Below are 20,703 nucleotides of genomic sequence, written 5' to 3' on the forward strand. Positions count from 1 at the left end.
GACTTTATTCCTAGAGATGAAAATGCGCTATATAGCGGAGGAGAGCGTTTTCTGCACGTAGGTTTCCCGCGCCTTGACCTGGATGATTTTTTGCTGGGTCAGCTCGTAGGCCGTTAGCTTGCCGCCGTAGGCACAGCCGGTGTCAATGCAGATGGACCATTTGGTGCGGACGACTTTGGAGCGCGGTGTGTGGCCGGTGACCACGAATGGCGGGCCGTGCCAGTATTTCATCCACGTCTCGCCGTTGGAGACATCGGAGCGCTTGCCCCAAGCCCCGCTTTTCTTGTTGTAAACCTGAATCTGGGTAACGACGTCTGCCGGTTGGTCGTCCCAGGGCTTGTTGGGCAGAAACCCGCCATGGACGATGACGGTTTGCAGGCCGGGGAAGTGGAGGTTTAGGTGAAACTCCCGCATGAAGCGCCAGTCGGCGTCGTTCAGCTTGGGGATGGTTTCCCAGTCGTAGTCTTTGAGGATGGAGCGGTCCTGCGATTCGTGGTAGCGCAAGAGGCGCAGCTCGTGGTTGCCCAGTAGGCAGTAGCTGCCAGGTAGCTCGCGCGCGATTTTGAGCACTTCGGCGGAGTTCGGCCCCCGGTTGACCAGATCTCCCACGAAAACAACCATATCGTGTTGGCCAAGATCGAGCAGATTGAGCAAGTCCTCCAGCTCTCGGCTGCAGCCATGCACGTCGCCAATGGCGTATATTTTTCCGGGATGAGTCACTAAAGTCGTTAGGTCAGCTAGTAGGTAAACATTCTTAGTTTTCTGTGCTCATGGCCATTCGCAAGTCTAAGCTATTCACAAATAATGCTGAGGAATTGCGACGCGAAATTATTCCATTAATCGCTCAGCCCTGCGCCTGGCGGCTTTTGCGCCACGAGGAAAAACGATGGCATGATGTGCGTCAGCAGGGACAAGACGCTTTCGGGCAGGCGGTTAACGGCCCGCTGGAGGCTGCGGTCTTTTTGATTGGCGACATAGTGAAATTGCTCCGGGGCCTGGATGATACGTGGCGCATAGTTGGTAACCGTGTCGGTGTGCGCCCGCAGAAGTTTGGTCAGTTGTCCGTAGCTCAGCGGGTAAACGTCCCAGGCTTTGCCGCGCTTTTTCTCGAACACTTTTGCCGCCATGTGTTGGGGCAGGTAACCAAGAAAGAAGATGCTGGAATGCACCTCGCGGGGCCAGTAGCGGTTGGGCGTTGCTACATAAAGGAAGCCGCCGGGCCGCAGCACACGGAATGCCTCCGCCAGATGTAGGCGCTGGTCTTCGATGTGTTCAATGACCTGATTGCTGATGACGACATCGAACGAATTATCCTCAAAGGGCATGTGCGCGGTGTCCACTTGGTGGAAACGGTAGCCTTCGCGCACCTGTCGTTCGTCGACGACATCCACGCTGTCCAGCGAGCCAAAGTTATCGGCAAAGAACGCGCTCATGAAACCGCTGCCGGTGCCTGCCTCCAGCACCTTGGCCTCGGCCGGCACAATGTGCTGCCCGATGATGGCGAGCACTGTCCGCGCCTTGCGGATGCGGTGCTCTTGATTCATGAAAGCGTAGCTGGTCATGGTGTAAGTGTCTTGGGCCAGCATGGGGCACCGGCTGGCTGCGGCGATAAAAAATACGCGTCGGGGCAGAGTATTGCCTTGGCGTTGGGGGGTGGATGCGAGAAAATGGGTTTGTAATGGATTGGCAGATTAAACCACTGGCCCGGGAGTGCGCCGTCTCCGGTGAAGCCTTTGAGATTGGCGATGAGGTCGTGTGTTTTCTCTACCGCGATGAAGAGGGGCAGCTGCAACGCGCCGACGTTTCGGAGGCCAAGGTGGATGACTTTCCCCGCCCGGAGGCCGTCCTTGGCCGTTGGGGCCGCGAAGTTAAGCCGCGCGGCGAGGAGGAGAAGGAAGCCCGCGCACATGCCTTGGCCACCAGTGAGGAGCTTTTCCTGTCGATGTTTGAGGCCGATGGGGCCGAAGTCGCCGAAGACCGCGAACTCTTCAAGCAAGTCTTGGCGCTGCTGTTGGAGCGCAAGCGCATCCTGCGCTCCAAGGGGCGCCCGGAAAGCGGCGTGCAGACTTACCTGCACGTTCGCACCAAGCAGGAGTATCAAGTCCTGTCCGCCGACCCAGACCCCATGGCATTGGTCCGCATTCAGGAAGAGCTTAACGCGCTCGTGTTTTAAGTAGTGCGGGATGGCTGACCATCGCAAAAGCCAGGCTTTGATTGTCGGCTTGATATCGATTTTCGGCGCCCCGCTGGCGCTCTACAACATGTATCTGATGAACTGGATGATTTTCAGCGATTTCGGTGCGGAAGTGTATGCCTGGGACTCGATCTGCAATCAATTGCCCGGAGTTATCTCGACCGTGCTATTGGGCATCGCCAGCGTTGTCTGCGGTATTGGATTAAAAAATGGATACGGTTGGGCGGGTCTCACGTGGCTGATTGTGTGCCTGGTTTTTGTGGCGCTAAGTTTATTTGAGTTATGCCTCTCTGCCCATTGGATTTTGGCGATCAAGTTATCATTCTTCCTATATTTAAGCTACTATGCGGTCGATAGAATAAGGGTATATGATAGATCCAAAAATGCCCCAATCTAGTTTTATCCTTACCGAGGAGTCGGCAAGCGGTAGCGACACATTGGTCATTGTTTTTCTAAACTTATATTACTACCAGCCCGATAAGCGTAACGCTTATGTTGCGAAAGCGGGCTTCGCTGAGGCGCATCGCATCTTTATCTACGATAGCTCGATCAATATGCTGCAGCTCGGGCTGTCGCCAGGTTATCCGGGTGTGGCCAGTGTGCTGGGCTATATTCGGGAGCAAATTGCCCGGCTAAAGCCAAAGAGGATTGTTACGAGCGGCTCATCGGCGGGTGGGCACGCGTCACTACTGTTTGGCCATTTGCTTAAGGCTGATGTGAGCGTGGCCTTTGCGCCGTATACGAATCTGCGCCCCGAGGCCTTTGAGGCACGGGGCAAGGCGAGTAGCTATATCGGGCGCCATATTCAACGCCTGATTGATGGCTCCCCGCTGTTGGTTCCCGAATACCTCGACCTGCGGCCCTTGCTTGAATACTATAATGGCAAAACGAAATTCCTGGTCCATGTCGGCCGTGGGTGTCTGCAGGACGTCACACGCGCACGGCATCTCCAGGGCTTGCCCGGAGTGCGGGTATATGAGCATCGATTTAACTATCACGTAATTGATGGCTACCTAACCGAGTGTGGTCATCTGCGGGCCTGCCATAGTGACAGTTATCGGTTGCCGCCGGCACCTCGCATTTGGTTGGACCGTGTGCGTTTCTGGGTGAATTTTCGCTTGGGCAGACTGCGGCGCATGCGCCAAACCGCCTGATAAAACGCTGATTTCGGCGACCGCGCCTTGAATAATTGGCACCTGCGTTTTTATTGGCACATGGCTGAAAACAACGAGACCCCCGTCGCTTATATCGCAGGAATTACTGGCAGTATTGGCCAAGAACTGGCCAAGCGCCTTATCAATGCCGGTTGGCGGCTAGGGGGCTTTGCGCGAAATCCCGACCGATTGGGCGATATTGAGGCGACCGTGGTTGCGGCGGACGCCACGGATTCTGCTGCGCTCTCCGATGCCTTTAGCGAGCTACAGGAAAAGCTCGGTCCGCCGACGGCTTACGTGCACTGCGTGGGCTCGATTTTGCTCAAGCCAGCGCACATCACCAAGGACGAGGAGTGGGCCCAGACCATCGATCTCAATTTAAATTCTGCCTTTTACGGCCTGCGCTCTTCGGTCAAGGCGATGAAGCAAGGGGGCTCGATCGTGCTGATCAGTTCCACTGCGGCACAGGTCGGCTTGCCGAGCCATGAAGCGATTGCGGCGGCTAAAGGAGGTGTGGAGTCGCTGGCCCGCAGCGCGGCGGCCACCTACGCGAGTAAGGGGATTCGCGTGAACAGCGTTGCTTTAGGTCTGGTGGAAACGAACCTGAGCGAAGCCATGCTCAGCAGCGAAACCGGGCGAAAAATTTCTGAGGCCATGCATCCGCTGGGCCGGGTAGGGCAGCCTGCCGACGCCGCGAGCCTCATCGCTTGGCTGGCTTCAGAAGATGCCAGCTGGGTCACGGGTCAGTGCTGGGCCTGCGACGGCGGTGTATCCAGCGTCCGCCAGAAAACGAAGGTCTAGCGGCATGCTCCAGCTCTCATATTGACACCGCATTGGCTATCGCTGATGCGGTTTTTTGCGCGCATTTGAAATAATTGTGCTTGACCATATGGAAGATTTTGGAAGATATTGGTCAGACTTTTCCAAAACCTCCAATTTTAACCCCGACCCATTTGTGAGCGCCAATCCCGCTATTTCCCGTTCCCAGATCGAAAAACTGGTCCGTGAGAGCGTCTACAAGCAGCTCGGCATGTCCGCGCCGACCGGCGGCCCGAATCCGCTTGTGGTGAATGTCAGCGCCCGGCACTGCCACCTGACACCTGAGGCGGTGGAAATTCTTTTCGGCAAAGGCCACGAGCTGAAGCCCATGAAGTGGCTCTACCAGGAAGGCCAATACGCGGCGGAAGAATCCGTGACCATGGTCGGTCCGCGCAGCCGCGTTATTTCGAACCTCCGCATCCTTGGCCCGTGCCGCGACTTGAACCAAGTCGAGCTGGCCTACACGGACTCGATCGCCATGGGCTATAAAATTCCCGTTCGCCAATCCGGCGACATCAAGGGCACGCCCGGCTGCATGCTGATGGGCCCCGCCGGCTTCCTCGAGCTGGACGAAGGCGTCATCCGCGCCGCGCCCCACGTGCACATGCACTCCGCCGACGCCAAATACTACGGCGTCAAGCAGGGTGACTACATGAAGATGCGCGTGGGCGGCGAGCTTGGCGTTACTTTCGACCGAATCTTCGTCCGCGTGAAGGACGAGTTTAAGCTCGAAGTTCACATCGACACCGACGAAGGCAACGCCTGCGGTCTCACGCCCGACAGCCACGTCGAACTCATTAAATAACGTTCGAAAAGTTTGTAAGTTCGTAAGTTCAAAAAGTTAATCTAACTCAAATCACTTTTTTTCCTACAAACTTACGAACCTTTCGAACTCTACGAACCTCACGAACTTTAATTAACCTTACAAACCTAAGAAAAATCATGAGCGAATCACTCGGAATGGTAGAAACCCGCGGTTACGTGGGCAGCGTCGAAGCCAGCGACGCGATGGTTAAGGCCGCGAACGTCGAGCTCGTGCGCCAAGTATCCATCGGCGGCGGCTTCTTAACGGTCCTCTGCAAGGGCGACGTCGGCAGCGTAAAGGCAGCCGTCGAAGCTGGTGCCGATGCCGCAGCTAAGGTTGGCGAGCTCGTCTCTTCCAACGTCATGGCCCGCCCTCACAGCGACCTGCTCAAGCAGTTCACACTCTAAATTTTTAACACCTTAAGAAAGACATCAAAATGGCTAAGCAAGCTGTAGGCATGATCGAAACCAAGGGCTTCATTACTCTTCTCGAAGCCTGTGACGCCGCCCTTAAATCGGCGGATGTAACCATGAGCGGCTGGGACAAAATCGGTTCCGGCATCGTAACCGCGTTTTTCGTGGGCGACGTCGCTGCCGTAAAGGCTGCCGTTGACGCCGGTGCCGAAGCCGCATCGCAAGTAGGCGACGTGCTCGGTGTGCAGGTCATCCCGCGTCCGCACGAAGACCTCGCCAAGCTCGGCAACTGGATGGGCTAGATTTGAATTCAAAATTATAAATTCAAAATGCAAAAAATAGAATCGCATGCGCGTTACGAGAACTCGCTCAGCTGGTTTTTGAATTTTGCATTTTAAATTTTGCATTTAATGAAAATCCTTGTCGCTAACCTCGGCTCCACGTCGTTCAAATACCGCCTCTATCAATTAGACGGCGGCGAAGAACGCATGTTGGCCAAGGGCGGTTATGAGCGTGTCGAAGACTTTGCGCCAGTGATCGAAGATTGCTTGGCGACGCTCGAAAAGGACGGCCACTTGACCGGCGAAAGCGACCTCGACGCTGTCGGTTTCAAGACCGTGCTTGGCAAGGATCTCAGCGGTTGCGTGGAAGCGGACGATAAAGTGCTCGCCGCGCTGGAAAGCTTCAAGGAAGTCGCTCCCGCGCACAACCCGGCATACGCCAACGGCATTCGCATGTTCGCGCAGGTGATGCCGTCCGTTACCCGGGTCGCGCTTTTCGAAACCGCATTCTACCAGTGGGTGCCGAAGCCGTCGTCGATTTACTCTGTGCCGCAAAGTTGGCATGATGCCGGGGTCCGCCGTTATGGCTTCCACGGCGCCAGCCATAAGTTCATTGCCGAGCGCTCCGCGCAACTCATCGGCCGTGAAGACGTGGCCGCGAAGGTGCAGGCGCTTTACCAAAAGGGCGACACCGCGATCGACGGCAAACCGCTGCGCGTGATCTCCTGCCACCTCGGCGGCAGCAGCTCCGTGACCGGCATCAAGAACGGCGTCGCGATTGGCGCATCAATGGGCTTCTCTCCGCAGAGCGGCCTGCCGCAAAACAACCGCGTCGGCGACCTCGATTCCATGGCCGTGCCCTACATGATGAAGACGCAGGGCCTGAGCGTTGAGGAGTGCGAACGTCAGCTCACCAAGGAAGGCGGCCTGCTCGGCATTTCCGGAGTCAGCAACGATTTGCGTGACGTGCTCGAAGCAGCCGACGGCGGCAACGAACGCGCTCAACTCGCCATTGACCACCTCGTCGACAGCATTCGCCACTGGGCCGGCTCCTTCGTCTTTAAGATGGGCGGCTTTGATGCGATTTGCTTCACCGGCGGCATTGGCGAAAACAACGCTGGCCTCCGCGCCGCAGTCTGCGCCGGCCTCGAAGAATTCGGACTCATCCTCGACCCCGCGGCCAACGCCGCTACCCGCGACGAAGGCGACATCAGTGCGGCAAGTTCACGCATCAAAGCCTACGTCATCCCCGCCAACGAAGAGTTGGTCATCGCGCGCGAAGTTTCCCGCTTCCTCGCCGCGCAACCCGCTTAATTTCACTCACTCACTAAACTTTCCAACTTCGAACAACCAACTTTCGAACCTTCGAACATTTCCAACCTTCAAACCAATAAATACAATGGCATCTCAAGCAATCGGACTCCTCGAAACCAAGGGACTCATCTCGCTCGTGCAAGGCGTCGACGCCATGCTCAAGGCCGCTAACGTCGAACTCGTTGGCCCGATGAAGAGCGTAGGCAGCGCACTCGTAAGCGCTACGATCGTAGGCGACGTCGCCGCCGTAAAGGCAGCTCTCGACGCCGGCGCAGAATCCGCCGCATCTTTCGGCGAAGTCGTCAGCGCCCACGTCATCGCCCGCCCGGCCGACGAAATCTCCAAGGTCCTGCCCACGGCTCCAGCCAAGGCAAAGAAGTAAGTTCGTAGGTTCAGTGGTTCGAAGGTTCGTCAGTTTATTCAACCTTCGAACTTTCAAACCTACCAACCTTCGAACTCTAAAAGACCATGTTTCTCGCGAAAGTCATCGGCCACGTAGTGGCGACCAAGAAGGACGACAAAATGAAGGGGCGTAAGCTGCTCATTTTACGTCCGCAGTTGGTCGACCCTGAAGATCCGACCAAGTTCAGGGACGGCTCGAATACTGTGGTCGCCGTGGATGGCCTGGGCGCGGGCAAAGGCGAGATGGTGCTTTTTGTGCAGGGCAGCTCCGCCCGCGCAACGGAAGGCATGAAGCCGCTGCCCGTCGACTGCGCAGTCGTGGGCATCGTCGACACCGTCGATGTGCTGGGCAAGCAAACCTACAAGGCCAAATAACTCTGTATCGGAAAGTAACTCTGCAACACAAAGCGATTCAACTTTTCGAACTTACCAACCTTCGAACTTTCGAACCTTTTATAGATCCCCATGAGTTTGCAAATCGATGAAGCGGTCCTCAAAGGCGTAGTCGCCGACGTTCTCCGCAAACTTCAGGCCCAAGCCTCGGGCAGCCCCGTGGCCGAAAGCAAAAAAGAAGACTGCGGCTGCTCCTGCGATGGCGCTTGCTCGCGCGGCGAGCTGGGCGTTTTCCAAAATGCCACCGACGCCGCCGCTGCCGCCAAGGAAGCGCAGAAGAAGCTGCGCAAGCTCGGCATCGAAGGCCGCGACAAGGTCGTGAAGATCGTTAAGGCAACCTGTGCCGAGAAGGCAGTGGAGTGGGGCGAGCTGGAGTTTGCCGAAACCAAGATCGGCCGCCTCGAGCACAAGATTGCCAAGCTGCAGGGCATCCCGAATTTGCCGGGTGTTGAGTGGCTCGCGCCACGTGGCATGAGCGGCGACCACGGCATCACGATGGAAGAGAATACGCCGTTTGGCGTCATTGGCGCGATCACGCCGGTTACCCACTCCATCCCGACGCTTTCCTGCAACATTGTCAGCATGGTGGCTGCGGGCAACACGGTGGTCTTCAACGCGCATCCCGGTGGCGCCAAGTGCGCAGTAGCTGCGGTGCGTGAATACAACAAGCGCTTTAAGGCCGAGCTCGGCATTGAGAACATCGCGACGATCATCGAAAAGCCGACCCTCGACAGCTTCAACGAGCTTTGCGCATCGCCCGACGTGAACCTGCTTTGCGTGACCGGCGGGCCTGGCGTCGTCAACGCCGCCATGAAGAGCGGTAAGCGCGCGATCTGCGCCGGCCCGGGCAACCCGCCCGTCGTTGTCGATGACTCGGCTGACCTCGATAAGGCTGCGACCGACATCATCTTTGGTGCCGCGTTCGACAACAACCTGCTCTGCATCGGCGAAAAGCAAATCTTCGTCGTCGACAAGGTTTACGACCAGTTTATCGGCGCCCTTAAGAAGGCCGGCGCGTTCCAGCTCAACGCGGAACAACTCGACCGCCTGACCAAGGTTGCCTTCACCTTTAAGGGTGATGGCGGCGGCTGCTCGCACCCGGTCGTCAACCGCGACCTCGTGGGCGCTGACGCAACCAAGCTCGCGCAAATCGCCGGCACCTCCGCGCCCGCTGGCACACTGATGCTCTTTGCCGAAACCAACGAAGACCACCTGTTCGTGATTGAAGAACAGATGATGCCGATGGTGCCCGTGATCCGCGCCCGCGACATCGACCACGCCATCGAAATGGCCGTCAAGTCCGAGCATGGCTACAAGCACTCGGGCATGATCCACACGTTGAACGTCGTGAACATGGGTAAGATGGCCCGCGCCCTCGACACCACGTTGTTCGTCAAGAACGGCGCCTGCGTAGCCGGTCTTGGCACGGGCGGCGAAGGCTACTCCAGCTTCTCCATCGCCACGACGACCGGCGAAGGCATCACCACGCCTGACACCTTTACCCGCCGGCGCCGCTGCGTCCTGGTCGACTCTCTTCAGATGTATTAAATTTTAGTGTTCGAAAGGTTCGTAAGTTCGAAGAGTTCGTAAGTTACGATCCAACTAACCAACCAACCTTTCGAACTTTACGAACTTTCAAACCTTACGAACTTCCCAATGATCCGCGCCCGCGTAGATGGCAATGTAGTCAGCACCATGTGTCACCAGACCATGCGCGGCTGGCGTTTGCTGATCTGCCAGCCGATCGATGAGGAAGGCCAGGACCAAGGCCAGCCCGTCATGGCGATCGATCCGCAAGGCGCCGGTGTTGGCTCGACCATCGTTATCACTACCGACGGCAAGGGCGTTCGCGAATTCCTCGGCATCGATAAGACCCCCATTCGCAACATGATCCTCGCCATCGAAGACGAGTAACAACTTTTCGAACTTACAAACCTTCCAACCTACGAACTTAATTTAAAATGCGCTTCGGCAAAGTCATCGGCAAAGTCACCCTGAGTGACAGCGATCCCTCCTACAAGGCGGGGCGTTTTCTGCTGGTTAGCCCGATGGATAAGGCGCGCATTCGTGGTGAGGATTTGCCGCCGGTTTCCGGTCTGCCCGATGTCGTGGTTTACGACAATGTGGGCGGCGGCCTCGGCGATGTCATTGGCTTTGTCGAAGGCGGCGAAGCGTCCGCAACATTTGATCAACCCACACCGGTCGACGCGTTTAACTGCGCGCTGATTGATGAAATTTCCTACCAGGGCAAGACCCACTCGCTTTAATAAACTCCCTTAAAATCGTCATGAAAAAAGTATTCACCGGAAAAGACGTCGAAGAGCTGCTGGCCAGCGGCAAGGGCCTCTGCGCCATCCCCGACAAGGCCGTGCTGACTCCCTCCGCCAAGGACGCAATCCGCGCCGCGAAGAGCAGCGGCAAGGCTGTTGCCAGCGGCACCGCGAGCAAGCCCGCGAAAAAGGGCCCCGAGCCAATCGTGCCGGACTACGAATTTAAGTGGAAGCCCGGAACCGATCCAGTCGGTTATGAGGCAATTCAAGCCTACTTCAACTCGCCCGAACTCACGATCATCAAGGAGCGCATGTGTGACATGGGTCGCCGCATCTGGGCCAAGAATTACTGCGATGGCAACGGCGGCAACATCACCGTCCGCGTCGGCGATAATCTGGTGCTTTGCACGCCGACTTTGATCTCCAAGGGCTTCGTGGAATTGGAAGACATTTGCATGGTTGACCTTGATGGCAACCAAGTCGCCGGCACGCGCAAGCGCACGTCGGAAGTCAACACGCACCTCGCCATCATGAAGGCTACGCCGGACGCGAAGAGCTGCGTGCACGCACACCCGATCCACGCCACGGCGTTCGCCATCGCGGGCGTCGCGCCTCCCACCTGCCTCATCCCCGAGCCGGAAGTATTCCTCGGCGAAATCGCTTTGGCCAAATACGAAACCCCCGGCACGCCGGAGAACGCCAAGGCAGTTGGCGCATTGGCGCCGCAGCACCAGTCCATTATCATGCAGAACCACGGTGTCATCACCTGGGGCAAGGACGTCGAAGACGCCTACTGGAAGATGGAAAACACCGAGGCTTACTGTAATACCATTTACATCGCATCGCAGCTCGGCCACGGCCTGAACACCTACGGCGGCAACAAGCTGAAGGAGCTCATTGCCATCCGCCGCCAGCTCGGCATGCCGGACCGCCGTGAGAACATGAAGGAGTGCGAGCTTTGCGACAACTCCGAGTTCCGCCCCGGCGTCGTGTGCAGCATGCCGTCAGCTCCGGCTGCGGCCAAGCCCACCAGCGGCGATGCGGAAGACCTCGTGCAGAAGGTCACCGACATGATTTTACAACAACTGAAAGGCTAGATCGGGGAAAAGGGCTTTTCCTTTTTCCCTAAATCTCTTCCTTCAGATGAAAGCTGCGGTCATCGGTGGAGCCGGACTTTTCGGCAGCGCCGTGATCGCTGAGCTGGCATCGCGCGGGCTGTTTCACGAGATCACGTTGATCGACGGCCAGGCCGAACTGGGCGAGGCCGAGGTAGCGGATTTGCGCGCCGCTTATCTGGGCCGTGATATCCGGATAAACTTTGCATCGCAAATCAACTCTGTATCGCAAAGTGATGTGGTGATTGTCTGCCGTGGCTTTGCAACGCAAAGTGGGGAGTCGCGCTTTGAGTTGGCCCGCCGGAACCTGGGCCCCTTTTGCTGGCTGCTCGCGGAGTTGAAGCGAGTTGGCCTGCGGCGGGACGCCGTGGTGATCATTGCCGCCGAGCCGACGGAGTTGATGACGGCGCTGGCGGCGTCTTATCTGGATCTGCCGCCCGGGCAAATCCTGGGCATGGGCACGGTGGTGGATGCCATGCGCTTGCGCGCGGGGTTGTGTCAGCATTTTAACTTGTCATCCGGTGAGGTGCAGGTCGGTGCGTTGGGCGTCCGTGGCAAGCACCTGGTGCCAGTTTGGTCGTCGGCCAATATTGGCGGCCAGGCGATCAGCCAGCTGCGGCCCTGGGAAGGCTCATGGCAGCACGCAATTGAGCAAGCTGTGCGCGAGGCGGACCTTTCCCAACTGCGTGGTAAGGGCGGTGCGTGGCGTGCTCCGGCTGCGGCGGTGGCGGATGTCGCGAATGCCGTAGTCCGCGATACCGGCGCGGTGCTTCCGGTCTGCGTGAGCCAGGCGTTTCGTGTTAGCCGTTACGGGTTGCGCCGCACAAGTATTGCGCTGCCGCATCCGGTGGGTCGACAAGGGGCAGGGGAAGTTATCGAGCAAAAACTCTGGCCCAAGGAACTCGCCGCGCTCAAGCAGGGGGCACGTCAAGCGCAGCGGGATTTGCAGGCGCTGTTGAAAATAGAACTGGGTTAAGCAAAGCTTGCGCTGATGGGCTGACTCGCATGAGAAATGCGCGATGAGTGATTACTATACTCGCTTTGGTGGCATTGGCCGGCTCTATGGCGCGGCCAACCTCGAAAAGCTGCGGACCCTGCACGCGTGCGTGGTGGGCGTGGGCGGCGTGGGGTCGTGGTCGGTGGAGGCCCTGGCGCGCACGGGCATCGGGAAGATTACCATGATCGACCTGGACGACGTCTGCCTGAGCAACGTCAACCGCCAACTGCCCGCGATGGACGGCGAGGTCGGCCAGCTAAAGGTCGACGTGCTGGCTGAGCGCATTCGACGCATCAACCCTGAGTGCGAGATCAACGCGATGGCGACTTTTTTCACCGATTCGTCGGCCGACCGCATCCTGCAAAGTGGGTTCGATGTGGTGGTCGACGCCATCGACGCCGTGGCCAACAAATGCCGGCTGATCGCCGAGTGCCGTCAGCGCGGCATCCCGCTGGTCACGGTTGGCGGGGCCGGCGGGCGCAAGAATCCGGCCGCGGTCAAAGTGGAAGATCTGTCGCGCACGATTGGCGACCCACTGCTGGCTAAGGTGCGCAAGCAACTGCGCCGCGATCATGATTTCCCCCGCGAGCGTCGTTGGAAGTTCAAGGTGCCCTGTGTGTATTCCGACGAGCCGCCGGTCTTCCCCTGGGGCAATGGGACGGTCTGTGCGACGAAGGAGGAGGGCGCGTCACTGCGGCTCAACTGCGATCAAGGCTTTGGTACGGCGAGTTTTGTAACCGGGGCCATGGGCTTTGCGGCGGCCTCGGTGGCGGTCGATTTGGCCCTTCAGTCGGGCAAGGAGCCGAGTTGACGGGACGAACTAGGGGCTAAAGGCTCTTTATTTAGCACTGTTTTTACCTAGTTTGTTAAGGCGGACTTAATGAATCTTGCCGAAGTGATGGCATTAGTCGTATTTTTGGGCGATTCTACCGCATAAGTCTCATGCCAATCATCCAGCCACAGTCACCCGAAGCCCAGCGTGCGCTACTCAACAGCGGCTCGAAGGGCATGGTGTATGGTCAGCGTGGCGCGATTAGCCGGGCTGCGCCGCAGGTGCAGGAGGCCATGCGCCTTGAGCAGCGCGAAATGCGCAAGCGGATGGTTTTTCGAGGTATTTGCGCATCGGCCGCATTGCTCATCGTGGTGGTGATTGCGGGATACTTTCTCAACAAGACGGCGAAAGCCAGTTGGGATGTCGTGACCGGTGCCAAGACTCCGGCGGCGACTTCGAGCCAGCCCGCGTTGATTGCGGTGGAGAACATTGTGGCAGAAGACCCGCGTCGCAACGACATCGAGTTTGCTGGTAATCACCAGCAGTTTTTGGATCGCGCGCAGGTCAATGGCGTCCGTTTTGGCGGTAAGCATACCCGCGCGATCATCAATGGCAACTTGTACCATGTGGGTGACGTTGTCGCGCCGGATCTTGGTTTGGTTTTCGTCGGGCACGACCCCGACGGCGAATACCTGCTCTTCCGCGATTCAAGCAATCGCACGGTGTTCCTCCATGTGAAGAACAACGAGGCGAGCTAAGCCAGGGGGCCAAGGTATTTCCTTAATGGTTGTGCGGCGGTTTCTATAGGTTTCGCTGTGTCGTAGCCCCAGTCACAGGCTTTTGGTCTGCTCAATCGGCTACGCCTTGAGCTGCTTTCATCTGCGCTCCAACCTGAGTAGGCATTTAAGTGAAACTGCTCTAGCCGGAGCGATGGCGTGGGGTTTGAAAAGCCCCCTGCGGAGAATTGAAAAAGCCACTACTGTTGTTGGTACGACAACAGTGGCTATGTTGCCTCAACAACAGTGGTGTTGTTTCCATAACAAAGCATAGGGCTTTTTGAAAACACAGCAGTAGGCTTTTTGAAAAAGAAGCATTAGGCTTTTTGAAAAAGAAGCATTAGGCTTTTCGAAAACACAGCATAGGTCTTTTGCCAAGCACACGGTAGGAAAACGCTATTTTGGCTCAGTTGCTTCGGTTGGCGTGCTTGGGGTGCGCGTGTAGATGACCTGGAGCTGCTTGGTGTGGCATCTGATTCTATCCCCGCCTGATTCGGGCGAGTTCGATGACGAATGTGCCAGGGGTGTTGCCTCGCGAAGCACCGGTGTGCGCCCGTAGGCTACTGAAGGGGTGGCTAATCGGGGGCGCTTATTCGCCGGTGTATTCGCCGAAGCAGAGAAGGCGGTCGTCGCAGTCGCGGACCACAAACTCGCGGAAGTCCCAGGGCATCTGGTCGAGGGGGCGGTGGAAACGGACGCCCTTGGTCTCGTATTCGGCAAAAAGCGGGGTGACGTCCTCCACGATCAGGTAGGCGTCGAGGTATTCAGCGGTAAACTTCTCCGGCGGGACGGGGAGGGCCTGGTCCACGTGGCGGAGAAAAATGGATTGGTCGTCGCGGATCAGGCCGCCGTATGCGACTGGTTCGCCGTAGGCAAACTGCTGTGCAAAGCCCAGTTGGTCCTGATAGTAGGCGACGGTGCGCGCAAAGTCCGTTGTGAAAAACTGGGGAACGGTGCGCGCGATCTTCATCGTGTTGGCTCTAAACGACGCGGAATTCCGCCTCTTCGAGGCCGGGAGCACGCTCCTTGACGATGGTGCGGTTGCCATCGGCGAGGACGACCACGCGGGGCGTCCATTCCTTGGCTTCCTCGGCAGTCATTCGGGCGAAAGACATGATCACGAGCAGGTCGCCCGGCTTGCCGCGGTGGGCAGCGGCACCATTGAGGCAGATCTGGCGTGAGCCGGCCGGGGCCTCGATGGCGTAGGTTTCCAGTCGTTCGCCATTGGTGATGTTGCCCACGAGGATTTTTTCGTAGGGGAGCAGGCCGATGCGCTCCATCAACTCAGAGTCAATAGCGAGCGAGCCCTCGTAGTCCACCTCTGCTTCGGTGACTTCGGCCCGCAAAATCTTACACTTGAGAATATCGACTAACATGGTCATTCAACTGGCACAGCAAATTCTGTACGCAGAATCCCTTATAACAAATTAACTTTGGCCTGCCGTCAATGCGCAAGTGCGGTTTTGATCAGCTGGCTTCCTGCGCCGCAGGCTTATTTTCGGCCTCGTGGCGTGCTTCCTTGCGGGCTTCGGAGAGCTGCTTGCGGCGGGCGAGTTCGCGCATATCCACGGCGAGGTCGTCCTTCTCGAAAATTTCCTGGCCAAGGATGTGCTCCATGACGTCTTCCATCGTGACCACGCCCGAGACGGAGCCAAATTCGTCCACCGCGATCGCCAGTTGCTGGTGGTTCTTGAGGAACTGCTGCAGGGCATGGGCGGCGTTGGCGGTGTCGGGCACGTAAATGACCGGCTGGGTGAGGCGCTTCACGGTGATGGCATCGCGGTCTTCGGCCTTGGCCTTGAGCAGGTCGCGGCGGCGGACAACGCCCGTGATGTTATCGATATTTTCCTCGTAAACCGGCAGGCGGGCAAAGGGGATATTGGGCAGGCGCGCAAAGACTTCGCCAATGGTTTCCGAGCAGTCCAGCGCGGATACGACCGTGCGTGGCGTCATGATCTCGCTGATCTTAACGTCGTCCAGGCTCAGGGCGTTGGAGATGATCTGGCTCTCGTCGGCGGTCAGGGTGCCTTCCTTAGCGCTCCTTTCGGCCAGCAGGATGATCTCCTCTTCGCCGGATTCCTCGACGTTGCGCTTACCGGCGATGAACTGCACGAGTCTTTTGCACACGTAGGAAATGGGCATCATGGTCATCCGCACGTATTTAAGCGGGTAGATCATGTGCGGCAGCAGGCTGGGGCGGTAAAGGACGCCCAGATTCTTCGGGATGACCTCAGAAATGATCAGGATGCCGATCGTCATGGAAGCCGGCACGACGTATTTGGCCATGTTGGGGTCTTCTGTGAAGACACGGACGGCGAGCACACCGGTAACGGTTGCGCCGAGGGTGTTGGCCACGGTGTTCAGGCTGAGGATCGCGGAGGAGGTTTCCTCGATGTCCATCTTGAACTTTTCCAGCAGCTCGCCGCGCAGGGGCGACTTCTGCTTGAGTCCTTCGATTTCCGCGGTCGTGGTGCTGAGGATCATGGCCTCGAGCAACGAGCAGAATGCGGACACGGTCAACGTGAAGACTACTGCAATGACAAATGCGATCATCGCAGGCGGGCGGGCGCGTGGCCCGCGGTTCTAGGTAAAGGGTCTGTCTCTTCGTGTTCCATGGAAACTAATCCTGTATGCCATCGGTTATTATACCTAAATGCAAGCATAACCCGCGCCGGTTTGCGCGGCCAGTCGCATTGATTGCTATAACGATGAATTTTGGTGGCTTACGTGATATGGACTCCTGAGTATTTCTTGGTGCTAAAGTCATCTTTATACCTTGACCGCTCTTTTAAAACGCCGTTTGATCTAGCTCCCAGACAACTCTTTACGTTATGCAAACACCCAAAATTCTCGTTGCTGCATCAGCCCTTCTAGCCTCTTTTGCATTCACTGGTTGTGAACTATTTGAAGAAGGCTTTGAGCAGCCCGTTACCGTTTATTCATTTCCCACTGGCGCGGAAGTTTCCGTCGATGGAGACAGCGTTGGCAAGACCCCGGTCACCGTTGAGCTCGGCCGACTCAAGGCGCACCAGTTTGTGCTGACGAAGTCCGGCTACAAGCCGCAGAAGGAAACCGTCATGCCGACCCGCAACGAAGAGGGCAAGGGCCTTGTCCGCTTCGGCCTCATGGAAGACACTGGCCTCTACTTCGATCTGGAGCCGCAGCCTGTGCGCGCGAACCTCGTGACCGACGTGCTCCCCAACAGCAAGGGAATCGACGCCTATGCGGAGATGTCCACGCTGATCACCGAAGTCGACCAGCGCCGCGAATCCGGCCAGATCGGCCCGGTCGAGCACAAATACATCGTCGACCAGATCATCACCTTCTACGGCCAGTAAGCCCGAAGAGAACGTCTTTTTTCGTGAAAACCCGGCCTCGTGTCGGGTTTTTGCTTGGCTTGTGAGAGGATTGTCAGACAATCCGCGCCTATGAGTGATTTGCAGCACACCCCGCTCTACGGATTTCACCTCGACCACGGTGCCCGCATGGTCCCGTTTGCCGGCTGGGAAATGCCGGTGCAATACACAGGCATCCTCGATGAGCACACCGCCGTGCGCGAGCGCGCCGGGCTGTTCGATGTCAGCCACATGGGCGAGGCGCTGGTGACGGGGCCCGAGGCGGAGAAATTTCTCGATTATTTGCTGCCCAATAAGATCGCGGGCACGCCAGTGGGCAAGGGCGTCTATTCGCCGATGTGCCACCCGACTGGCGGCGTGGTGGACGACTTGATCGTCTATCGTCTGCGCGAGAGCGAGTTCCTGCTCTGTCTCAATGCGGCCAACACTCAGAGGGACCTCGACTGGATTGCCCAGCACATCGGCGGCTTTGACTGCACGATGGAGGACGTCTCGGCGACCTACGCGCAGCTCGCCCTGCAGGGGCCCAAAGCGATGGAAATTCTTAACGCAGTGGCCCAAACTCCGGCGGGTAAGGAGCTGAAGGTGAAGCGCTTCCGCATTATCGAAACCGAGCTCGGTGGCATCCCCTGCCTGATCTGCGGCACCGGCTACACCGGGGAGAACGGCGTGGAAATTTACTGCCATAGCGGCCATGCCCGTCAACTGGCGGACCTGATTGTCGAAGTCGGCACGCCGATGGGCCTCGCCTTGGCGGGCCTCGGTTCGCGTGACAGCCTGCGTCTGGAGGCCGGGCTGCCGCTTTACGGCCATGAGCTGGGCGACGACATTACCCCGACCGAAGGCGGTGTGGGCTGGACCGTGAAGCTCGACAAGCCCGGCGATTTCATTGGCAAGGAAGCCCTGCTGGCCGAGCGTCAGAATGGCCCGAAGCGCAAGGCGGTCTTCTACATGATGGCCGACCGCCGGATTGCCCGCGCGGGCACCCCCGTCTTCGCGGGGGACCAGCAGGTGGGCGAGGTGGTCTCCGGCACGCAGTCACCGGTGCTCGGTTGCCCGATTGGCAGCGCCTTGGTCGACGCCCTGGCGGACGTCGGTTCGCTGGAGGTGGATATCCGCGGCAAGCGTTTCCCGATCACCGCGAAGCAGCCGCCGTTACACAAGTAGCGCGGTTCACCACTCTTCACGCTTAAACGGGCGCTTGATCAACTGCTGGTGGGTAATCACGTTGATCTCGTAGGACAGGTAGTAGAAGCCCTCTTGGTTGTTCAAGGTGATGGGGCCCGACATATCGTAAAATATCGTTTCGTCGCCAAAGAGATAGGGCTCGCCCAGCCAATCGCGACCGGAGGCGACTTTGGCGCGGATAACACCGTCGGGCGCGTCGATGGACAAGGTTTCCCCCGAGCGAATGAAATGCTTGGAGAGGACTTTACCCGTATCGGCGTCTTCCAGCTTCACCAATGAGTGGAGCACCGGCGAGTCGTTGATGATCTCCAGCTGGTTGGGCGTGGGGCGCGAGTGGACCACGTGGGAGAGCCCGTGCTCGGGCAGGGGCAGGATGGCCGGCTGATCCGGATCGGGCGCGGGTTGCTTACCGAGGTCGAACTGCGGTCGTGAACGTTCGCGCGGCGTGGTTGGGCTAAAGGACGGCAGGCTGCTGTTCCACTCCGGCGAGATGCCGTCGTCGGCGGGCTGGTTTGTATTGGGTGACTCGAAGCGGCCGGGGAAGACCTGATCACGCAGGGTTTCGGCGGATTCCTTGGCCTTGGCGATCGCGGCCTCGACCCGCTCGGACTTGTAGGGCAGCGCAATGTAGCCCACGACGAGCACGGTCGACAGAAAGCCGGTCAGGGCCAGTATACGGTAAATGAATCCAAAGAATCTCATGACAGCGGCGCGGCAAAGTGCGCACGATTTGCCTATTACGGAATTCCCTACCGTAATGGCCTGCAATCATTTTCTGGTAAAAATGAATGCAACTGTCTTGGCTGGAGGGCGACACTCCGTTGTCGCCGCCTCATAAAACATGAAGCCTAGAAGGACGGTGTCGCGTCACGAATCCCCAAAACTGATCGTTGGCAAGGGGTGGCAACAACGGAGTGTTGCCCTCCGGTTAAACGGCTCAATAGAGATTTCGCTTCTTCCGCCAACTAGCTCCGCAAAAAGCTGTCGACTTTGTTGGCCACGATGACGCCGTAGTTGATCGTGCCGAGCCAGCCGCTCATGATGATGCCAACCGAACCGGCGTGGTAGAGGCCGGTGAGCTGGTCGGGCAGGGCCATGGACACCTTGAGCCCCTCAAACTTCGTGCCGAAGGAGGCACCGCCGAAGTGGCGGACATAGCTCTTGACGGTGCGCGGGGTGGCGGCTTCGAGGTGGTCGACCTTGCTGCGGATGTCGGGAATGTATTTTTCCAGGCCGTCGAGGGCCTCTTCGCACAGACGCGTTTTCGCCGCTTCGTAGTCTTCGTCGGAGAGGTCCTTCCAGTCGTCCCAACGCGCGTTGAGCGAGGCCACGATGGCGTAGCGGTCGTCCTCCACGTGGGGGCGCGTTTCCGGGTAGTAAACCGAGAACGTGCGGCTGCTGGTGGTAAAGCTGGTCAGCTCGTCGCTAGAGAAATCCTGCGCTTCGGAGGTGAAGACGAGGTCGCCGATAAAGGGGATCGACTCACCGCGCTTGATGCCGATGTAGACCTGGCAGGAGCTGGTGTTGAGGCGCACGGCCTCGGCTTCGGCAATGAACTCGGGCGTGAAGTTTTCTTTGCCCGCCAGTTCGAAAATGGTGTTTTTGATGTTGGCGTTCGAGAGCACGGCGCGGCACTTGACGGTGCGCGTTTCGCCGGTGCGCGGCTTGATGGTGACGCCCGTGATCTGGCCGTCCTCGACGTGGACTTGCTCGACGAGGCAGTTCTTGCGCAGGGTGACGCCGTTGTCTTCCAGAATGTCGCTCATCTGGGCGATTAGCTGATCCGTGCCGCCCTGGTAGATGAACACGCCCTTACTCATGAAGTTGGAGAACACGATGCCGTAGGTGATGGCCGGGTCGTCCCAAGTGGAGCCGTTGGCGTAGCTGATGGGCTCCATGAGCAGGCGGTGCACGTCGTTGCGGCCGGGGAAAAATTCCTCGAACATCTCCTTGGCCGTGCGGTCATCGCGGTCGTAGTAATTCATCTGGGCGAGGTGCTCGAAAAAGCCCTCCACCTGCTCGCGGGGCACGCCGAACTTTTCGACAAAAATCTTAGTGAAGTCCTCGCGGTCAAAGGTCGTCTCGACGTCGAACTGCGGGTTGATGAAGCGCACGCTCTTGAGCTGGACGATGCGGTTGGCGATGTCCTTGCTCCAGTATTTGCGGCAGCTCTTGATCATGCCATGGGGGAAGCCGTGCAGCGAAATGTCGAAGATGTGCCGGCCGGGGCGCTTGAACCAGGTGGCGAGACCGCCGAGCTGGTAATGGTGCTCCAGCAGCAGGACGCGGTGGCCCATTTTTGCGAGGGTGTTGGCACCTGTCAATCCGCCGAGACCACTACCGATCACGACCACGTCATATTCGTCTTCAATGCCTTCCAGCCAGTCTTTCGCCATGTTGTTTCGAGGTATGAAAACCGGTCAAGGTAGGCGGCGGCGCGCGAAAGGCAAGGGC

General features: G+C 58.2%; 26 protein-coding genes. 19 read left to right on the forward strand and 7 right to left on the reverse strand.

The window, feature by feature from the left end:
* Nucleotides 1-27: 27 nt before the first annotated feature.
* Together O3S85_RS17705 and O3S85_RS17710 are read right to left on the reverse strand one after the other, a co-directional pair.
* Complete coding sequence (locus tag O3S85_RS17705; protein ID WP_269542160.1) at nucleotides 28-720, reverse strand: metallophosphoesterase; 693 nt, start codon at nucleotides 718-720, stop codon at nucleotides 28-30.
* 116 nt (nucleotides 721-836) lie between these two features.
* Nucleotides 837-1,562: a class I SAM-dependent methyltransferase gene (locus tag O3S85_RS17710; RefSeq protein WP_269542161.1), complete on the reverse strand. Its 726-nt coding sequence runs from the start codon at nucleotides 1,560-1,562 to the stop codon at nucleotides 837-839.
* 116 nt (nucleotides 1,563-1,678) lie between these two features.
* Between O3S85_RS17710 and O3S85_RS17715 the strand changes: the two genes are divergently transcribed.
* From O3S85_RS17715 to O3S85_RS17795, 17 genes are all read left to right on the forward strand, one after another.
* A complete protein-coding gene (locus O3S85_RS17715; RefSeq protein WP_269542162.1) occupies nucleotides 1,679-2,173 on the forward strand; it encodes a hypothetical protein in 495 nt (164 codons plus the stop codon).
* A 10-nt stretch (nucleotides 2,174-2,183) separates the two neighbouring features.
* Nucleotides 2,184-2,591, forward strand: coding sequence for a hypothetical protein (locus O3S85_RS17720; protein WP_269542163.1), 408 nt, complete (start codon nucleotides 2,184-2,186; stop codon nucleotides 2,589-2,591).
* Nucleotides 2,578-3,348 (forward strand): SAM-dependent methyltransferase, encoded by a 771-nt coding sequence (locus tag O3S85_RS17725; RefSeq protein WP_269542164.1) that lies wholly within the window; start codon nucleotides 2,578-2,580, stop codon nucleotides 3,346-3,348. Before O3S85_RS17720 ends, O3S85_RS17725 begins: the two co-directional genes overlap by 14 nt.
* Nucleotides 3,349-3,408: 60 nt before the next feature.
* The gene (locus O3S85_RS17730) at nucleotides 3,409-4,149 is read left to right on the forward strand and encodes an SDR family NAD(P)-dependent oxidoreductase (RefSeq protein WP_269542165.1); all 741 of its coding nucleotides are present in this window, start codon (nucleotides 3,409-3,411) and stop codon (nucleotides 4,147-4,149) included.
* A 154-nt stretch (nucleotides 4,150-4,303) separates the two neighbouring features.
* A complete protein-coding gene (pduL, locus tag O3S85_RS17735; protein WP_269542166.1) occupies nucleotides 4,304-4,972 on the forward strand; it encodes a phosphate propanoyltransferase in 669 nt (222 codons plus the stop codon).
* Nucleotides 4,973-5,109: 137 nt separating this feature from the next.
* Nucleotides 5,110-5,379 carry a BMC domain-containing protein gene (locus O3S85_RS17740; protein ID WP_269542167.1) on the forward strand — a complete coding sequence of 90 codons (270 nt, stop codon included), beginning with the start codon at nucleotides 5,110-5,112 and terminating at the stop codon, nucleotides 5,377-5,379.
* 29 nt (nucleotides 5,380-5,408) lie between these two features.
* The gene (locus tag O3S85_RS17745) at nucleotides 5,409-5,687 is read left to right on the forward strand and encodes a BMC domain-containing protein (protein WP_269542168.1); all 279 of its coding nucleotides are present in this window, start codon (nucleotides 5,409-5,411) and stop codon (nucleotides 5,685-5,687) included.
* Between the two features lie 108 nt (nucleotides 5,688-5,795).
* Nucleotides 5,796-6,980 (forward strand): acetate/propionate family kinase, encoded by a 1,185-nt coding sequence (locus O3S85_RS17750; RefSeq protein WP_269542169.1) that lies wholly within the window; start codon nucleotides 5,796-5,798, stop codon nucleotides 6,978-6,980.
* An 85-nt stretch (nucleotides 6,981-7,065) separates the two neighbouring features.
* Nucleotides 7,066-7,362 carry a BMC domain-containing protein gene (locus O3S85_RS17755; RefSeq protein ID WP_269542170.1) on the forward strand — a complete coding sequence of 99 codons (297 nt, stop codon included), beginning with the start codon at nucleotides 7,066-7,068 and terminating at the stop codon, nucleotides 7,360-7,362.
* Between the two features lie 86 nt (nucleotides 7,363-7,448).
* Entirely contained in the window at nucleotides 7,449-7,757 is a 309-nt protein-coding gene (locus O3S85_RS17760; RefSeq protein WP_269542171.1) for a EutN/CcmL family microcompartment protein, read from the forward strand.
* A gap of 90 nt (nucleotides 7,758-7,847) precedes the next feature.
* Entirely contained in the window at nucleotides 7,848-9,323 is a 1,476-nt protein-coding gene (locus O3S85_RS17765; RefSeq protein WP_269542172.1) for an aldehyde dehydrogenase family protein, read from the forward strand.
* Nucleotides 9,324-9,431: 108 nt separating this feature from the next.
* The gene (locus O3S85_RS17770) at nucleotides 9,432-9,689 is read left to right on the forward strand and encodes a EutN/CcmL family microcompartment protein (RefSeq protein WP_269542173.1); all 258 of its coding nucleotides are present in this window, start codon (nucleotides 9,432-9,434) and stop codon (nucleotides 9,687-9,689) included.
* A 47-nt stretch (nucleotides 9,690-9,736) separates the two neighbouring features.
* Nucleotides 9,737-10,042 carry a EutN/CcmL family microcompartment protein gene (locus O3S85_RS17775; protein WP_269542174.1) on the forward strand — a complete coding sequence of 102 codons (306 nt, stop codon included), beginning with the start codon at nucleotides 9,737-9,739 and terminating at the stop codon, nucleotides 10,040-10,042.
* Between the two features lie 20 nt (nucleotides 10,043-10,062).
* Entirely contained in the window at nucleotides 10,063-11,142 is a 1,080-nt protein-coding gene (locus O3S85_RS17780; RefSeq protein WP_269542175.1) for a class II aldolase/adducin family protein, read from the forward strand.
* Nucleotides 11,143-11,188: 46 nt separating this feature from the next.
* Nucleotides 11,189-12,136: a lactate/malate family dehydrogenase gene (locus O3S85_RS17785; protein ID WP_269542176.1), complete on the forward strand. Its 948-nt coding sequence runs from the start codon at nucleotides 11,189-11,191 to the stop codon at nucleotides 12,134-12,136.
* 43 nt (nucleotides 12,137-12,179) lie between these two features.
* Nucleotides 12,180-12,968 carry a tRNA threonylcarbamoyladenosine dehydratase gene (locus O3S85_RS17790; protein WP_269542177.1) on the forward strand — a complete coding sequence of 263 codons (789 nt, stop codon included), beginning with the start codon at nucleotides 12,180-12,182 and terminating at the stop codon, nucleotides 12,966-12,968.
* Between the two features lie 131 nt (nucleotides 12,969-13,099).
* Nucleotides 13,100-13,687 carry a hypothetical protein gene (locus O3S85_RS17795; RefSeq protein WP_269542178.1) on the forward strand — a complete coding sequence of 196 codons (588 nt, stop codon included), beginning with the start codon at nucleotides 13,100-13,102 and terminating at the stop codon, nucleotides 13,685-13,687.
* A 607-nt stretch (nucleotides 13,688-14,294) separates the two neighbouring features.
* On the opposite strand, the gene O3S85_RS17800 is transcribed toward O3S85_RS17795, so the two are convergent.
* The 3 genes from O3S85_RS17800 to O3S85_RS17810 all read right to left on the reverse strand — a co-directional run bounded on the left by O3S85_RS17800 (nucleotide 14,295) and on the right by O3S85_RS17810 (nucleotide 16,258).
* Nucleotides 14,295-14,675, reverse strand: a complete 381-nt coding sequence (locus O3S85_RS17800) for a VOC family protein (RefSeq protein WP_269542179.1) — start codon at nucleotides 14,673-14,675, stop codon at nucleotides 14,295-14,297.
* A 10-nt stretch (nucleotides 14,676-14,685) separates the two neighbouring features.
* Complete coding sequence (panD, locus tag O3S85_RS17805) at nucleotides 14,686-15,081, reverse strand: aspartate 1-decarboxylase (RefSeq protein ID WP_269542180.1); 396 nt, start codon at nucleotides 15,079-15,081, stop codon at nucleotides 14,686-14,688.
* A 91-nt stretch (nucleotides 15,082-15,172) separates the two neighbouring features.
* A complete protein-coding gene (locus O3S85_RS17810) occupies nucleotides 15,173-16,258 on the reverse strand; it encodes a CNNM domain-containing protein (protein ID WP_269542181.1) in 1,086 nt (361 codons plus the stop codon).
* 278 nt (nucleotides 16,259-16,536) lie between these two features.
* Here O3S85_RS17810 and O3S85_RS17815 point away from each other — a divergent pair, with 278 nt between their 5' ends.
* Both O3S85_RS17815 and gcvT read left to right on the forward strand, forming a co-directional pair.
* The gene (locus tag O3S85_RS17815; RefSeq protein ID WP_269542182.1) at nucleotides 16,537-17,043 is read left to right on the forward strand and encodes a PEGA domain-containing protein; all 507 of its coding nucleotides are present in this window, start codon (nucleotides 16,537-16,539) and stop codon (nucleotides 17,041-17,043) included.
* Between the two features lie 90 nt (nucleotides 17,044-17,133).
* A complete protein-coding gene (gene gcvT, locus O3S85_RS17820; protein ID WP_269542183.1) occupies nucleotides 17,134-18,228 on the forward strand; it encodes a glycine cleavage system aminomethyltransferase GcvT in 1,095 nt (364 codons plus the stop codon).
* Nucleotides 18,229-18,234: 6 nt separating this feature from the next.
* Here the strand turns inward: gcvT and O3S85_RS17825 are convergent, their stop codons facing one another.
* Both O3S85_RS17825 and O3S85_RS17830 read right to left on the reverse strand, forming a co-directional pair.
* The gene (locus tag O3S85_RS17825; protein WP_269542184.1) at nucleotides 18,235-18,951 is read right to left on the reverse strand and encodes a hypothetical protein; all 717 of its coding nucleotides are present in this window, start codon (nucleotides 18,949-18,951) and stop codon (nucleotides 18,235-18,237) included.
* Between the two features lie 263 nt (nucleotides 18,952-19,214).
* Nucleotides 19,215-20,645, reverse strand: a complete 1,431-nt coding sequence (locus O3S85_RS17830; protein WP_269542185.1) for a phytoene desaturase family protein — start codon at nucleotides 20,643-20,645, stop codon at nucleotides 19,215-19,217.
* Nucleotides 20,646-20,703 lie beyond the last annotated feature (58 nt).

The sequence above is a fragment of the Cerasicoccus sp. TK19100 genome (assembly GCF_027257155.1).
GTDB lineage: Bacteria > Verrucomicrobiota > Verrucomicrobiia > Opitutales > Cerasicoccaceae > Cerasicoccus > Cerasicoccus fimbriatus.

Bases quoted from the DNA above. Each gene is read 5' to 3' on its own strand.
- O3S85_RS17765 (WP_269542172.1), top strand. From the start codon at position 7,848: ATGAGTTTGCAAATCGATGAAGCGGTCCTCAAAGGCGTAGTCGCCGAC.
- O3S85_RS17830 (WP_269542185.1), bottom strand. From the start codon at position 20,645: ATGGCGAAAGACTGGCTGGAAGGCATTGAAGACGAATATGACGTGGTC.
- O3S85_RS17725 (WP_269542164.1), top strand. From the start codon at position 2,578: ATGCCCCAATCTAGTTTTATCCTTACCGAGGAGTCGGCAAGCGGTAGC.
- O3S85_RS17720 (WP_269542163.1), top strand. From the start codon at position 2,184: ATGGCTGACCATCGCAAAAGCCAGGCTTTGATTGTCGGCTTGATATCG.
- O3S85_RS17710 (WP_269542161.1), bottom strand. From the start codon at position 1,562: ATGACCAGCTACGCTTTCATGAATCAAGAGCACCGCATCCGCAAGGCG.
- O3S85_RS17715 (WP_269542162.1), top strand. From the start codon at position 1,679: ATGGATTGGCAGATTAAACCACTGGCCCGGGAGTGCGCCGTCTCCGGT.
- O3S85_RS17800 (WP_269542179.1), bottom strand. From the start codon at position 14,675: ATGAAGATCGCGCGCACCGTTCCCCAGTTTTTCACAACGGACTTTGCG.
- O3S85_RS17755 (WP_269542170.1), top strand. From the start codon at position 7,066: ATGGCATCTCAAGCAATCGGACTCCTCGAAACCAAGGGACTCATCTCG.
- O3S85_RS17750 (WP_269542169.1), top strand. From the start codon at position 5,796: ATGAAAATCCTTGTCGCTAACCTCGGCTCCACGTCGTTCAAATACCGC.
- O3S85_RS17760 (WP_269542171.1), top strand. From the start codon at position 7,449: ATGTTTCTCGCGAAAGTCATCGGCCACGTAGTGGCGACCAAGAAGGAC.
- O3S85_RS17810 (WP_269542181.1), bottom strand. From the start codon at position 16,258: ATGATCGCATTTGTCATTGCAGTAGTCTTCACGTTGACCGTGTCCGCA.
- O3S85_RS17825 (WP_269542184.1), bottom strand. From the start codon at position 18,951: ATGAGATTCTTTGGATTCATTTACCGTATACTGGCCCTGACCGGCTTT.
- O3S85_RS17780 (WP_269542175.1), top strand. From the start codon at position 10,063: ATGAAAAAAGTATTCACCGGAAAAGACGTCGAAGAGCTGCTGGCCAGC.
- O3S85_RS17745 (WP_269542168.1), top strand. From the start codon at position 5,409: ATGGCTAAGCAAGCTGTAGGCATGATCGAAACCAAGGGCTTCATTACT.
- O3S85_RS17775 (WP_269542174.1), top strand. From the start codon at position 9,737: ATGCGCTTCGGCAAAGTCATCGGCAAAGTCACCCTGAGTGACAGCGAT.
- O3S85_RS17790 (WP_269542177.1), top strand. From the start codon at position 12,180: ATGAGTGATTACTATACTCGCTTTGGTGGCATTGGCCGGCTCTATGGC.
- O3S85_RS17785 (WP_269542176.1), top strand. From the start codon at position 11,189: ATGAAAGCTGCGGTCATCGGTGGAGCCGGACTTTTCGGCAGCGCCGTG.
- O3S85_RS17740 (WP_269542167.1), top strand. From the start codon at position 5,110: ATGAGCGAATCACTCGGAATGGTAGAAACCCGCGGTTACGTGGGCAGC.
- O3S85_RS17730 (WP_269542165.1), top strand. From the start codon at position 3,409: ATGGCTGAAAACAACGAGACCCCCGTCGCTTATATCGCAGGAATTACT.
- gcvT (WP_269542183.1), top strand. From the start codon at position 17,134: ATGAGTGATTTGCAGCACACCCCGCTCTACGGATTTCACCTCGACCAC.
- O3S85_RS17815 (WP_269542182.1), top strand. From the start codon at position 16,537: ATGCAAACACCCAAAATTCTCGTTGCTGCATCAGCCCTTCTAGCCTCT.
- O3S85_RS17795 (WP_269542178.1), top strand. From the start codon at position 13,100: ATGCCAATCATCCAGCCACAGTCACCCGAAGCCCAGCGTGCGCTACTC.
- O3S85_RS17770 (WP_269542173.1), top strand. From the start codon at position 9,432: ATGATCCGCGCCCGCGTAGATGGCAATGTAGTCAGCACCATGTGTCAC.
- panD (WP_269542180.1), bottom strand. From the start codon at position 15,081: ATGTTAGTCGATATTCTCAAGTGTAAGATTTTGCGGGCCGAAGTCACC.